Source organism: Klebsiella sp. 10-1 (assembly GCF_009758445.1).
Lineage (GTDB): Bacteria > Pseudomonadota > Gammaproteobacteria > Enterobacterales > Enterobacteriaceae > Klebsiella > Klebsiella scottii.
Genome location: NZ_WQRE01000003.1, coordinates 383,172 through 396,645, shown reverse-complemented (window position 1 = coordinate 396,645; position 13,474 = coordinate 383,172). Strand labels below are relative to the sequence as shown.

9 protein-coding genes and 1 pseudogene are annotated in these 13,474 nt (G+C 59.4%); 4 read left to right on the top strand and 6 right to left on the bottom strand.

Annotated features, from left to right (window positions below; translation table 11 throughout):
• Positions 1-57: 57 nt before the first annotated feature.
• Positions 58-2,355, bottom strand: coding sequence for a beta-glucosidase BglX (gene bglX, locus GO007_RS13790; RefSeq protein ID WP_095100773.1), 2,298 nt, complete (start codon positions 2,353-2,355; stop codon positions 58-60).
• 292 nt (positions 2,356-2,647) lie between these two features.
• On the opposite strand from bglX, the gene dld reads away from it, so the two are divergent.
• Together dld and GO007_RS13780 are read left to right on the top strand one after the other, a co-directional pair.
• Positions 2,648-4,384 (top strand): D-lactate dehydrogenase, encoded by a 1,737-nt coding sequence (gene dld, locus GO007_RS13785; RefSeq protein ID WP_095100769.1) that lies wholly within the window; start codon positions 2,648-2,650, stop codon positions 4,382-4,384.
• Between the two features lie 153 nt (positions 4,385-4,537).
• Positions 4,538-5,092: a GNAT family N-acetyltransferase gene (locus GO007_RS13780; RefSeq protein ID WP_041146457.1), complete on the top strand. Its 555-nt coding sequence runs from the start codon at positions 4,538-4,540 to the stop codon at positions 5,090-5,092.
• A gap of 103 nt (positions 5,093-5,195) precedes the next feature.
• Here GO007_RS13780 and pbpG read toward each other — a convergent pair whose 3' ends face one another.
• Positions 5,196-6,143: a D-alanyl-D-alanine endopeptidase gene (gene pbpG / locus GO007_RS13775; protein WP_095100767.1), complete on the bottom strand. Its 948-nt coding sequence runs from the start codon at positions 6,141-6,143 to the stop codon at positions 5,196-5,198.
• Positions 6,144-6,319: 176 nt separating this feature from the next.
• Positions 6,320-6,907: a Yip1 family protein gene (locus GO007_RS13770; protein WP_045855849.1), complete on the bottom strand. Its 588-nt coding sequence runs from the start codon at positions 6,905-6,907 to the stop codon at positions 6,320-6,322.
• Positions 6,908-7,145: 238 nt separating this feature from the next.
• On the opposite strand from GO007_RS13770, the gene GO007_RS13765 reads away from it, so the two are divergent.
• Positions 7,146-7,715, top strand: coding sequence for a DedA family protein (locus tag GO007_RS13765; RefSeq protein WP_095100766.1), 570 nt, complete (start codon positions 7,146-7,148; stop codon positions 7,713-7,715).
• Between the two features lie 40 nt (positions 7,716-7,755).
• Here the strand turns inward: GO007_RS13765 and mdtQ are convergent, their stop codons facing one another.
• Positions 7,756-9,195, bottom strand: coding sequence for a multidrug resistance outer membrane protein MdtQ (mdtQ, locus tag GO007_RS13760; RefSeq protein ID WP_095100764.1), 1,440 nt, complete (start codon positions 9,193-9,195; stop codon positions 7,756-7,758).
• A 125-nt stretch (positions 9,196-9,320) separates the two neighbouring features.
• Here mdtQ and GO007_RS13755 point away from each other — a divergent pair, with 125 nt between their 5' ends.
• A complete protein-coding gene (locus GO007_RS13755; RefSeq protein WP_095100762.1) occupies positions 9,321-10,055 on the top strand; it encodes a class I SAM-dependent methyltransferase in 735 nt (244 codons plus the stop codon).
• Between the two features lie 37 nt (positions 10,056-10,092).
• On the opposite strand, the gene GO007_RS13750 is transcribed toward GO007_RS13755, so the two are convergent.
• Positions 10,093-11,487, bottom strand: a complete 1,395-nt coding sequence (locus tag GO007_RS13750; RefSeq protein WP_095100760.1) for a glycoside hydrolase family 1 protein — start codon at positions 11,485-11,487, stop codon at positions 10,093-10,095.
• 15 nt (positions 11,488-11,502) lie between these two features.
• Positions 11,503-13,474 (bottom strand): annotated as a pseudogene (bglF, locus tag GO007_RS13745) (PTS beta-glucoside transporter subunit IIABC).

Below are 13,474 nucleotides of genomic sequence, written 5' to 3'. Positions count from 1 at the left end.
AAGGCCGGTTACCCGGCCTGATAGAGAGTCAACGTCAGCGCGTCGCGCCCGCCTGAACTACAGCAATTCAAACTCACCCTGCTTCACGCGGGCAGAATCTACGCCGATAAAGACGTTGAATTTACCCGGCTCGGCGGCGTATTTCATTTTCTGGTTCCAGAACTTCAGCGCGTCGACCTCAATCGGGAAGCTGACGGTCTGGGTCTCGCCCGGCTTGAGGGTCACGCGCTTGAAGCCGCGCAGCATTTTCACCGGGCGGCTCATCGAGGCGGTAACGTCCTGCAGGTACAGCTGGATCACCGTCGCCCCTTCGCGCTTGCCGGTATTGGTTACCTGCACGCTGGCCGTCACGCTGCCGTCCGCCCGCATGGTCGGAGCCGACATTTTGACGTCAGAGACGCTAAAGGTGGTGTAGCTCAGGCCGTAGCCAAACGGGTACAGCGGACCGTTGGCCTCATCAAAGTAGCGCGAGGTGTACTTATTCGGCTTGTCGGCGTTGTAGGGACGACCGGTATTGAGGTGGCTGTAGTAGACCGGGATCTGCCCTACCGAGCGCGGGAACGACATCGGCAGCTTGCCGGACGGATTCGCGTCGCCGAACAGGACGTCGGCGATGGCGTTGCCGCCTTCGGTGCCGGCGAACCAGGTCTCCAGAATCGCGTCAGCCTGCTGATCCTCTTTGACCAGCGCCAGCGGGCGGCCGTTCATCAGCACCAGCACCAGCGGTTTACCGGTGGCTTTGAGGGCGCTGATTAAATCGCGCTGGCTCTGGGGCAGCGTGATATCGGTGCGGCTGGAGGCTTCGTGCGCCATCCCCTGCGCTTCGCCGACAACCGCGACGACCACGTCAGACTGCTTCGCGGCGGCGACCGCCTCGTCGATCATCGCCTGCGGCGAGCGCGGATCGATCTGCACCGCTTTCTCATACAGGTTGAGGAAATCAACGATGCCTTTATCGTCAGTCACGTTGGCGCCGCGGGCGTATACCACCTTACCGCGATCGCCGAGCGCCGTTTTAATCCCGGTGAGCACGGTAACCGACTGATCGGCAACGCCTGCCGCCGACCAGCTGCCCATCATGTCCCGCTTGCTGTCAGCCAGCGGCCCGATAACCGCAACGGTGCCCGATTTTTTCAGCGGCAGCGTCTCAAGACGGTTTTTCAGCAGTACCAGGCTTTCGCGCGCCACTTCCCGGGCCTCTTTACGATGCAGGCGGCTTTCGGCGTTGGTGTCCTGCGGGTCTGACTCCTTCGGTCCCAGGTGGCTGTACGGATCGTTAAACAGCCCCATATCGTATTTGACGTTAAGCACGTGGCGCGTCGCGTCATCCAGCTCCGCCATGGTGACCTTGCCGGACTTCACCAGATCCGGCAGGTATTTGCTGTAGTACTCGTCGCTCATGCTCATATTGATGCCGGACTTCAGCGCCACGCGCACCGCGTCTTCCGGGTCGGAAGCAACGCCGTGTTTGATCAGCTCTTTAATCGCGCCGTGGTCGGAAACGGTAATGCCCTTAAAGCCCCAGTCGTCGCGCAGCACCTCTTTTAGCAGCCACGCATCGGAGGTGGCCGGCGTGCCGTTGAGCGAGTTAAGCGCCACCATTACCGCGCCGCTGCCGGCATCCAGCCCCGCTTTGTACGGCGGCATATAGTCGTTGAACAGGCGCTGCGGGCTCATATCGACGGTGTTGTACTCTTTACCGCCCTCCACCGCGCCGTAGGCGGCGAAGTGCTTCACGCTGGTCATCACCGAGTAGCGGTCCGCCGGGCTTTTGCCCTGCATCGACTCAACCATCGCTTTGCCCATCATGGTGGTTAAATAGGTATCTTCGCCAAAGCCTTCCGAGGCGCGTCCCCAGCGCGGATCGCGGGAGACGTCCACCATCGGCGCCCAGGTCATGTTGAGGCCATCGTCGGCGGCCTCATAGGCCGAAATGCGCCCGACGGTATTCACCGCGTCGAGGTTAAAGGAGGAGGCCAGGCCGAGGCTTATCGGGAAGACGGTGCGCTGGCCGTGAAGCACGTCGTAGGCAAAGAACAGCGGAATTTTCAGCCGGCTGAGCTGCATCACCTGGTCCTGCATCACGCGGATATCCGAACGGGTCACGGTGTTGAAGATCGCCCCGACCTGGCTCTCTTTGATCATCTCGCGGATCGCCTCTTTCGGGTTATCCGGGCCGACGCTGATCAGCCGCAGCTGGCCGATCTTTTCGTCTACCGTCATTTTTTTCAGCAGTTCGCTGACGAAGGCATCCCGCGCCTGCGGAGTCAAAGGATGGTTGCCGAACAGTTCATCCGCCAGCGCGGGTTGCAGCGCCAGGCTAACGGCGAGGCCTACAGTACAGAGCCATTTCATGGTTATCTCTCTTTCTTCCAGTAGCGAGGATTTTGGCGAAACCTATACTCTATCAATTTCGAGCCGGGGGACTCATCGTCCCGGCGCCGGCCCGCACAGGGCGAGGCTGGCGGCGCGCGCAGCTTGTAAGACGACAAGTATAATAAAAACCGCAGTTTGCCATAAACATAGGCGAGACGCCTGTAGAAAGCTCGGCTTCTGCTCTGATTTTTCGAAACATTCATACACCAAATTGTCATACAAAGCGCTATTCTTAGTGCAGAGTTTTTTGTCCCACCACAAGGAGTGGATCATGTCATCTGCAGCAACACCACATAACAACGCTTTTCTGACCGAGCTGGCGAGACTGGTTGGCTCCTCGCACCTGCTAACCGACCCGGCAAAAACCCAGCGCTATCGCAAAGGGTTTCGTTCCGGCCACGGCGATGCGCTGGCCGTGGTCTTTCCCGGAACGCTGCTGGAACTCTGGCGGGTGCTGAGCGCCTGCGTGGAAGCCGATAAAATTATTTTAATGCAGGCTGCGAATACCGGCCTCACCGAAGGCTCCACCCCGAACGGCAACGATTACGATCGCGACATCGTGATTATCAGCACCCTGCGCCTGGACAAGCTGCATCTGCTGGGTAAAGGCGAGCAGGTGCTGGCATTCCCGGGCACCACGCTCTATTCGCTGGAGAAAGCGCTGAAGCCGTTTGGCCGCGAGCCGCACTCGGTGATTGGCTCCTCCTGCATCGGCGCATCGGTTATCGGCGGCATCTGCAATAACTCCGGCGGCTCGCTGGTCCAGCGCGGCCCGGCCTATACCGAGATGTCGCTGTTTGCGCAGATTGATGAGCAGGGCAAGCTGCGCCTCGTTAACCATCTGGGCATCGACCTCGGCAGCACCCCGGAGCAGATCCTCAGCAGCCTCGACGACGATCGAATTAAAGATGAAGACGTCCTTCACGACGGCCGCCACGCCCACGATCATGATTACGTCACCCGCGTACGCGACGTCACCGCCGACACGCCGGCGCGCTACAACGCCGACCCCGATCGCCTGTTTGAGTCTTCGGGCTGCGCCGGCAAGCTGGCGGTCTTTGCCGCCCGTCTGGACACCTTCCCGGCGGAAAAGCGCCAGCAGGTGTTTTACATCGGCAGCAACAGGCCTGAAGTGCTGACCGAAATCCGTCGTCATATTCTTGCTGAATTTAAAAATCTGCCGGTGGCGGGGGAATATATGCACCGCGATATCTACGATATCGCCGAGCGCTACGGCAAAGACACCTTCCTGATGATCGACAAGCTCGGCACCGACAAAATGCCGTTCTTCTTCACCATGAAGGGCCGCACCGATGCGCTTCTGGAGAAGGTATCGCTGTTTAAACCGCACTTCACCGACCGCTTTATGCAAAAGATCGGTCACGTTTTCCCGGCGCACCTGCCGGAGCGAATGAAAACCTGGCGCGATAAATATGAGCATCACCTGCTGCTGAAGATGGCGGGCGACGGCGTCGAGGAAGCCCAGGCGTGGCTGACGGAGTACTTTAAACAGGCCGAGGGCGATTTCTTTGTCTGTACGGCGGAAGAAGGCAGCAAGGCGTTCCTGCACCGCTTCGCCGCGGCGGGGGCCGCCATTCGCTACCAGGCCGTTCACGCCGACGAGGTGGAGGATATTCTGGCGCTGGATATCGCGCTGCGCCGCAACGACACCGAGTGGTTTGAGCATCTGCCGCCCGACATCGACGACCAGCTGGTCTATAAGCTCTACTACGGCCACTTTATGTGCCACGTCTTCCACCAGGATTACATCGTCAAGAAAGGCGTGGATGCCCACGAGCTGAAGGAGAAAATGCTGGCGCTGTTAAAAGAGCGCGGCGCGCAGTATCCCGCCGAGCACAACGTCGGGCATCTTTACGAAGCGCCGGAGAGCTTAAAGCAGTTCTACCGCCAGAACGACCCGACCAACAGCATGAACCCGGGGATCGGCAAAACCAGCAAGCAAAAATACTGGGGCGAGCGCCAGGAGAGCGACGGCAGCGCCTCGTAGGCGCAGCAGCAGAGGCCAACCGCCGAACCCATTCGGCTTATCCGTCGCCAGCGGGCGGGTGGGCCGAAGGGCTATTCATCTACCGGGGTTATGTATTACGCTGCATGCCGAAGAAAACGCGTCTCCGGTAAACCTGGCTTAAGGAGCCCCACCATGTCCGAAGCGGATATGTTACACAGCGCTGAATTAGAAATCCGCGAAGCCCTGCCCGATGATGCTCACGCCATCGCCGCGCTGTACGTCTGGCACGTGCTGAACGGACGCGCCTCCTTTGAGGATATTCCCCCCACCGTCGACGAAATGCGCAAGCGGATTAAAACCGTACGCGACAACGGGCTGCCGTGGCTGGTGGCGCTGTGGCGTGGGAGCATTGTCGGCTACTGCTACGCCACCTTTTACCGCCCTCGCCCCGCCTATCGCTACACCCTCGAAGAGTCGATTTACGTCGAGTCGGGCATGGGCGGGCGCGGTATCGGCAGCGCCCTGCTGTCACAGTTGATCGCGAAGTGCGAACAGGGTCCGTGGCGGCAAATGCTGGCTATTATCGGCGACGGGCACAATAACGCCGGCTCGCTGGCGATCCACAAAAAATTTGGCTTTAGCGTGGCGGGCCAGCTGCGCAGCGTGGGCTACAAGATGGGCGACTGGCGGGATACCTTAATTATGCAGCGTCGGCTTGGCGACGGCGACCTGACGATCCCGGAGTAGCTTCTGGCGAAAACCGGACTGGCGCTTGCGCAGAGCGCGCAAAAGCGCCAGTCCGGGCAATTCCCCGAACTGGCCGCTTATTATGGCCGAGTTTGGGGGCCGATTAGTCGTTCTGCGCGGTCTGCGCGCCGCCTTTCAGCATCGCATCCGCCATCTGCGCTTCGCGCTGCTTTTTATAGCTCAGAGCAGAAGCCGGCACCGGCATCACCTTCCCGGTTTCAATCCACGTCCGCAGACGGCTGGCGTCGGCAAAGTGCGTATATTTGCCAAAGGCGTCCATCACCACCAGCGCCACCGGGCGCTGATTAATCACCGTGCGCATGATCAGGCAGTGGCCCGCAGCGTTGGTAAAGCCGGTTTTGGTCAGCTGAATATTCCAGTTATCGCGATACACCAGATGGTTGGTGTTACGGAACGGCAGCGTGTAGGCCGGCTGGGCGAAAGTGGCCATATCCTCTTTGGTGGTGCTCAGCTGGCCAATCAGCGGATACTGCTCGGTCGCAATCAGCAGCTTAGTCAGATCGCGCGCGGTCGAGACGTTATGGATCGACAGGCCGGTCGGCTCGACGTAGCGGGTATGGGTCATGCCCAGCGCCTGCGCCTTGGCGTTCATCGCGCGAATAAAGGCGTCATAGCCGCCGGGGTAATGGTGAGCGAGGCTCGCGGCGGCTCGGTTTTCCGAAGACATCAGCGCCAGCAGCAGCATGTTACGGCGGCTGATTTGGCTGTTCAGGCGCACGCGTGAATAGATGCCCTTCATTTCGGGGGTGTGGCTGATGTCCACGCTCAGCATCTCGTCCAGCGGCAGATGGGCATCAAGTACCACCATGGCGGTCATCACTTTGGTGATGGAGGCCATCGGGCGAACCAGATCCGGCTGGCTCTGGTAGACAATTTTTTTACTCGCAAGATCGACAATCATCGCGCTACCGGAAGCGATATCCGGCTGCATGGCGTGAACGGTCGCGGGGGTTTTTGCTATCGCCTGGGGCGCAAAAGGAACAGCCAGTAGCAAAGTCAGGCTGAGCAAAGAAACTCGAAATTTCGGCATGGTGAGCATTCTGAAAAGTATTTTTGCACGTTATACACGTACGCTGCGACGCTGAATCAAAAACGACGCTGGCAAAAGCCATCATACCGCGCCACAGCCGCGCCTGGCTAATAAGAATAGTGAGCAAATGCTGCATTGCCAGCATAAAAATCCATTTATGCTGGCAATGTATGTTGTTAGAAAAGCCGGTAACCGTAGCCCCAGAGGATAACGGTTATCGCCAGCAGCACTTCCAGCACCAGCACCCCGATTGCGAGGGTGGAGCTGGCAAAGCTTAGCCCCTCTTCACGATTAATACTCAGGAAGGTTGGGATCCCGAGATAGAGCAGATAGCCGGTGTAGAACAGCGCCACCGTGCCGACAAACGCGCATAGCCACACCAGCGGATAGAGCGCCACGATCCCGCTTAGAAACAGCGGCGTAGCGACATAGCCGGCAAACACCATGCAGCGTTTTAGCGAAGGTCGCTGCGGATAGCTTCTCGCCATCCACCAGATAACCCGCCCCATCACCGCCACCCCGGCCAGCATCACGGCATAAAACAGCACCGCTAAGGCCAGCCCGGTGAACAACGACGGTTTTATCACGGTGCCATCGCCGAAGTTCCAGCCCAGCTGCGTGGTACCAATAAACGCGCAGATAACCGGAACCGCCGCCATGATCAGCACGTGGTGCGTGTAGTGATGCGAAATCGTTTCGTTTTCGCTCTTGATAACGCTCATCTCTTGATTCGGATGAGAGAAAAGTCCCCAGACATGGTTCATAGCGTCCCCCTTGTCACGGCCTCGTACAGCAGTGATACAAGTATAATTCACCCTGAGAGATTATTTTATGTACAGCGATAAAAAGGCACTTAACCTTATTTTAAGCGCCAGGGTGTATGCTTAGGCTTTAGGATAAATACGTCGCGTCATTCAGGATGGTTAAGACTGGCGGCCGGGTCTGGCAAGGCCACGCGCCAGCGTTAGCTGAAGGATGCCGCGCGGAGGGAGAATTTTTTGTATGGATATCAATAACCTGATTTCCCATTATGGTTACGCTGCGCTGGTCATCGGCAGCATAGCGGAAGGCGAAACTATCACCCTCCTTGGCGGAGTGGCGGCGCATCAGGGCTTATTGAAGTTTCCGCTAGTGGTCATCTCCGTAGCGCTTGGCGGGATGATCGGCGATCAGCTGCTGTATCTGCTGGGCAGGCGCTTTGGCGGCCGGCTGCTGCGACGCTTTTCCCGCCAGCAGGCGCGGATCCGTAAGGCGCAGCGCATGATCCAGCGCCGCCCCTATCTGTTCGTCATCGGGACGCGCTTTATGTACGGTTTTCGCATCATCGGGCCGCTGCTGATCGGCGCCAGCCGCCTGCCGCCGAAGGTCTTTCTGCCGCTCAATATCCTGGGAGCGATTGTCTGGGCGCTGCTATTTACCACGCTCGGCTATCTGGGGGGAGAAGCCATTGGCCCGTGGCTGCATCATCTTGACGGCCATCTCAAGCATGCGATCTGGCTGATTCTCGCGGTTGTGCTGGCGATCGCCGCGCACTGGTGGCTAAAGCGCCGCGAGGCGCAAAGGAAAGAGTAAGCGGCCACCTCGGCCAGCGTCGTCGCCGGGGAAAAGAGGATTACTTCGCGGCCTGGCGATAGCCGCCGCCCAGCGCGGAGGTCAGCTGAATGCTGGCGTCGAGCCACTGGCCGTGCAGGCGAAGCGCGGAAATCCGCTCTTCGAGCGCCGGCAGCTTCGCCATGCTCACTTTCGAACCCGGCAGAAGCCCGGCATTCATCCGCTCCTGCGCCAGATCCACCATCCGCCGGGCGTCTTTTTCGACCTGCTGCTGCTGCTGGTTTTTCTCCATCAGGGTCTCAACCTGGCTTGCCGCCTTCGCCACCTGGTTCACCGCGTCAACGACCGCTTTATTGTACTTTGCCACCGACAGCTTGTTCTGCTCGCTGACGATATCCAGGCTGGCGTTCAGGCGACCGCTATCAAAGATCGGCAGCGTCAGGCCCGCTGAGAGCCCCATCTGCTGCGCCGAATGGCGGAACAGATCGCTTAAGTGCAGGGCATCCTGCTGCAGGAAGCCCATCAGGTTAATATCCGGATAGAATGCCGCTTTCGCCGCATCCACCTCGCTTAAAGAGGCTTCGATATACCAGTGCGCCTCCTGCAGGTCCGGGCGGCGCGCCAGCAGCTCGTAGCCCAGCTCGCCCGGCATTTGCGTGCTGACGGCGGGCAAAGGGGCCGGGCGGAGGTTCAGCCCCTGGCTCTGGCCGTTGGTCAAGGCCATCAGACGCGCCTCAATCTCCTTCATGCTGCCGGCCACATCGGCCAGATGCTGATCGTTTTTACTGACGTTGATATCGTTCTGCGCCCCTTCGACCGAGTTGGTGATCCCGCGCTGGTACAGCGACCGATCGACGCTGACGATATTGTTCTGCTCATCCTTCAGCTGCCGCAGCACCTCCTTCACCGCCGCCTCGGTCTGCCACTGCCAGTAGAGCCGCGCCACGCTGCTGGCCAGCAGCTCCCGGGTTTGCGCCTGCTCGGCCATCTGAGCCTTCACTTCGCCGATGCGGGCCTTTACCAGCGCGCGATTTTTACCCCACAGATCCAGGTCCCAGCCCGCCGTCAGGCCGAAGGTGCCGTTGGTGTACCACGGCCCGGTATTGCCATCGGTATCGGTAGCAAAAGGGCCCATCAGCCCCTCTGAGGACATTTTCTGCCGCTCAACGTTGGCGGAAAAATCCATCTCCGGGCCAAGGTTGGCCTGCGACATACGCGCCTGAGCTTCCGCCAGCCTGATGCGCCGATCGGCTATTTGCATATCCGGCGCGTTGGCTAAGGCTCGCTGAATCAGGCCGTTCAGCTGCGGATCGCGGTAATCCTGCCACCAGTTCTCCTGCGGCCAGCCGTTTTTCACGCTGGCAGGCAGCTCCGTAGCCACATGGGATGCAGGAGTCTGCTGCTGCTGCGGGGCGCCGGTATCGTGTGACGGCGCGCAGCCAGCCAGCGCAATGACCAGGGGCAGCCCGGCGAGGACACGTTTGCTCGGATTCAGGTTCATGAGATAGGTCAGATGACTTAATAGGGTCGGTTATAATAAGTTAATCGCCCTCGCGCCGTTAAGTAAAGCGTGTGGCCAGCCAAATCAGATGGTTAAAAATAGATAAATGAATTCACGGAGTGAACATGAGCCAGAATATTTACGACGATCCGCGCTTTTTCGCCGGATACGCGACCCTCGACCGTTCGGTAAAGGGCCTTGACGGCGCGCCCGAGTGGGCCGCCATTCAGCAGATGCTGCCGCCTTTATCCGGCCTGCGGGTCGTCGATCTCGGCTGTGGCTACGGCTGGTTCTGCCGCTGGGCTCGCGATCGCGGGGCGGCGCAGGTGAGCGGACTGGATTTATCCAACCGCATGCTCGACCGCGCGCGCGAAATGAGCGTGGGTCAGGATATTGACTACCGCTGCGCCGATCTGCAAACGCTGACGCTGCCCGCCAACAGCTGCGAACTGGTCTATAGCTCGCTGGCCCTGCACTATCTTCCTGAGGTGGCCCCGCTGTTCGCCACCGTTTATCAGGCGTTAACCGCCGGCGGCACGCTGGTGTTTTCCGCCGAACATCCGGTCTATACCGCGCCACTGCGTCAGGGCTGGCAGGAAGATGAAGATGGGCAAAAAAGCTGGCCGGTCAGCCACTATCAGCAGGAAGGTGAGCGCATCAGCAACTGGTTTGCCGATGGGGTAAAAAAACAGCACCGCAAGCTCGCCAGCTGGATAAACCTGCTGATTGCCGCCGGCTTCGTGATTGAGCATCTCGATGAGTGGGGGCCGACGGCGGAGCAAATTGCCGCCCAGCCGGGCCTCGATGAAGAAAAAGAACGGCCGATGATCTTTTTACTGCGCGCGCGTAAACCGGCGTAACCGGCAGGCGGCCCGGCGCATGCGGGCCGCGAGCGGCTTACTCTTTCAAACTACCGCCGTTGCTGGCAATGACCTCTTTGTACCAGTAAAAGCTCTTCTTCCTGCTGCGCGCCAGCGTCCCCTTTCCCTGGTCGTCACGATCGACGTAAATAAAACCGTAGCGCTTGGAGAGTTCGGCCTTCGAGGCGCTCACCAGGTCGATTGGCCCCCAGCTGGTGTAGCCCATCAGCTCGACGCCGTCGTCGATAGCCTCCCGCACCTGCAGGAGATGATCGTTCAGGTAGGCGATCCGGTAGTCATCATTAATGCTGCCGTCGGCTTCAACCTTATCTTTCGCGCCGAGGCCATTTTCAACGATAAACAGCGGCTTTTGATAGCGATCCCACAGGACGTTAAGCAGCGTGCGCAGGCCCAGCGGGTCGATTTGCCAGCCCCACTCCGAGCTCGCCAGGTGCGGGTTGGGCACCATGCTGAGAATGTTGCCGCGCGCCTTTTTATTCAGCTCTTCATCGGCGGTCACGCAGCCGGTCATATAGTAGCTAAAGGAGATAAAATCGGCGGTCTCTTTCAGCGCCGCGCGGTCGGCGTCGGTTATCTCAAGGCTGATATCCTGCTCGCGGAAATAGCGCAGCATATAGCCCGGATAGGCTCCACGGCACTGCACGTCGCCGAAGAACTGCCAGCTGCGGTTCTGCTGCAGGGTTTCAAAAATATCTTCAGGACGGCAGCTGAGCGGATACATCAGGCCGCCGAGCAGCATATTGCCGATCTTCCCGTCTTCGACTATCTCGTGGCAGGCCTTAACCGCCAGCGCGCTTGCTACCAGCTGATGATGTATCGCCTGGTAGACCGCCGCTTTGCTGCTGCCTTCCGGCAGGCCGACCCCGGTCATCGGCGCATGCAGGGACATGTTGATTTCGTTAAAGGTTAGCCACAGCTTGACCTTATGCTGATAGCGGGAAAACACCGTGCGCGCATAGCGCTCAAAGAAGCCGATAACCTCGCGGCCGCCCCAGCCGCCGTAGTTTTTCACCAGCGCCCACGGCATTTCGTAATGCGACAGCGTCACCAGCGGAGTGATGTTGTGCTGCGCCAGCTCATCAAACAACCGGTCATAGAAGGCCAGTCCGGCTTCGTTCGCTTCGCTATCATCGCCGTTGGGGAAAATACGCGTCCAGGCAATCGATACCCGCAGGCAGTTAAAGCCCATCTCCGCGAACAGGCTGATATCTTCCGGGTAGCGGTGGTAGAAATCGATGGCGATATCTTTGATGCCGCTGTCGCCGGCAGCGCGCTCAACCACGTCGCCGAATACGCCGTGCGGCTGGACATCTGACGTGGATAACCCTTTCCCCTCTTCCAGATACGCCCCTTCCACCTGGTTTGCCGCGGTCGCGCCGCCCCATAAAAACGTTTTTGGGAATGTCTTCATCTCTCTCTCCTGTGATTAATGGCTGACGGACAGCAGCGGCTGGCCCGCGTCAACCACGCTGCCAGATACAATATCAACGCTGCGATAGCCGTCGCTGTTACTGATAATTATCGGGGTAGCCAGGTCATAGCCGGCATCCAGAATCGCCTGGCGATCGAACTCAAGCAGCAGGTCGCCGGCCTTCACCTTATCCCCTTCTTTCACGTGGGCGGTAAAGGGCGCGCCGTTAAGCTTAACGGTGTCGATACCGACATGGATCAGCAGCTCAATTCCGCCGTCGCTGAGTAAGCCAATCGCGTGTTTGGTCTGAAATAAAGAGGCCACTTCGCCAGAGAACGGGGCGATGACCTTGCCGGTGGCGGGAATAATCGCCACCCCCTGCCCCAGCAGGCCGCTGGCGAAGGTGCCGTCGGGAACCTGATCCAGCGCCAGAACGCTGCCGGACATCGGCGCCAGAATATCGTTTTCGCCTGCCGGAGCGGTGACGACAGCGGCCTGCTCCTCGCGACTCTTCGGCAGCCCGGCGACAAAGGTCAGCGCGCAGGAGATAACCAGCGCGGCAACCATACCGATCGCACCGCCCCACAGGGTGGCGTCAATGCCCTGCGGCGGGATCATCTGCGCAAGGGTGAAAATGTTGGCAAAGCCGAAGGAGTAAACGTGGCTGTCGCTGAAACCGACAATCGCCCCGCCGATCGCCCCGGCCACGCAGCCGAAGATAAACGGGCGGCGCAGCGGCAGGTTCAGGCCATAGATCGCCGGTTCGGTGATGCCAAAAATCCCCGCGGAGATAGCCGACCCGGCCAATACTTTTTGCCGCGCATCGCGGGTGCGCAGGAAAATCCCCAACGCAGCCCCCACCTGCCCCATCACCGCCGGCAGCAGCATCGGCATCATCGAATCCTGGCCGAGCACCGTCAGGTTGTTGATCATCAGCGGGATCAGCCCCCAGTGCAGACCAAAGATCACGCACACCTGCCACAGCGCGCCCATCGCGGCTCCTGCCAGCCACGGCGCAACCGCGTAGATAATCTGATAACCGTGGGCCAGCAGCTGGCTCAGCCAGGTGGCAACCGGGCCGATAGCCAGGAAGGTGAGCGGCACCACCACCGCCAGGCAAATGGCCGGGGTGAAGAAGTTTTTCATCGATGACGGCAGCACCGCGTTACTGCGTCGCTCCAGCCAGCAGCTGGCCCACGAGGCGAGAATTATCGGAATAACCGACGAGCTGTAGTTGATAAAGGTCACCGGTATGCCGAGGAAATGCGCCGCGCCGGCCCCCGACGCCTGGCTGGCGTCAAAAGCCTGAATCATGAGCGGGTGGGTTAACGCCCCGCCGATAACCATAGTGATAAACGGATTGCCGCCAAATTTTTTACCGGCGGTATAGCCTAAAAAGAGCGGGAAGAAGAAGAACAGCGCGTCGCTGGCGGCAAACCAGATCTGATACGTTGCCTGCTGCGGAGTCAGCCAGCCGCACACGACCGCCAGCGCCAGCATCCCCTTGAGGATCCCCGACGCCGCCAGGACGCCGATAAACGGAGTGAAGATGCCGGACACCACATCAATAACCTGGCCGAGAACCGAGGTTTTTTCCCCTGTTTCCGCCACCGGCTCGCTATCGTCGGTCAGCCCGGCTTCGCTGCGAACCGCCTGCCAGACGTCGTGGACATGATTGCCGATCACCACCTGAAACTGACCGCCGCTTTCGACCACCATAATGACGCCCGGATTCATCTTCAGCCCTTCCGCGTCCGCTTTTTTATTCTCTTTAAGCTTAAAGCGCAGCCGTGTAGCGCAGTGAACCAGACTCACTATATTCGCTTTGCCACCAACCCGGCTAAGAATATCCTGCGCGAGTGCTTTATATTCCATGCTGTTTTCCTTGACTTCAGCTGCCCGCAGGCAGCCCGTGACTGAGTGTTAAAATAAAAAAAACCCGAGAACAACGCCGGATGGCGTCGCGCTCAGGTTTTGCCTGCGTTAT

What these genes read in the sequence shown, in the direction of transcription:
- bglX (WP_095100773.1), bottom strand. Translation starts at nt 2,355, where the DNA reads ATGAAATGGCTCTGTACTGTAGGCCTCGCCGTTAGCCTGGCGCTGCAA.
- dld (WP_095100769.1), top strand. Translation starts at nt 2,648, where the DNA reads ATGTCATCTGCAGCAACACCACATAACAACGCTTTTCTGACCGAGCTG.
- GO007_RS13780 (WP_041146457.1), top strand. Translation starts at nt 4,538, where the DNA reads ATGTCCGAAGCGGATATGTTACACAGCGCTGAATTAGAAATCCGCGAA.
- pbpG (WP_095100767.1), bottom strand. Translation starts at nt 6,143, where the DNA reads ATGCCGAAATTTCGAGTTTCTTTGCTCAGCCTGACTTTGCTACTGGCT.
- GO007_RS13770 (WP_045855849.1), bottom strand. Translation starts at nt 6,907, where the DNA reads ATGAACCATGTCTGGGGACTTTTCTCTCATCCGAATCAAGAGATGAGC.
- GO007_RS13765 (WP_095100766.1), top strand. Translation starts at nt 7,146, where the DNA reads ATGGATATCAATAACCTGATTTCCCATTATGGTTACGCTGCGCTGGTC.
- mdtQ (WP_095100764.1), bottom strand. Translation starts at nt 9,195, where the DNA reads ATGAACCTGAATCCGAGCAAACGTGTCCTCGCCGGGCTGCCCCTGGTC.
- GO007_RS13755 (WP_095100762.1), top strand. Translation starts at nt 9,321, where the DNA reads ATGAGCCAGAATATTTACGACGATCCGCGCTTTTTCGCCGGATACGCG.
- GO007_RS13750 (WP_095100760.1), bottom strand. Translation starts at nt 11,487, where the DNA reads ATGAAGACATTCCCAAAAACGTTTTTATGGGGCGGCGCGACCGCGGCA.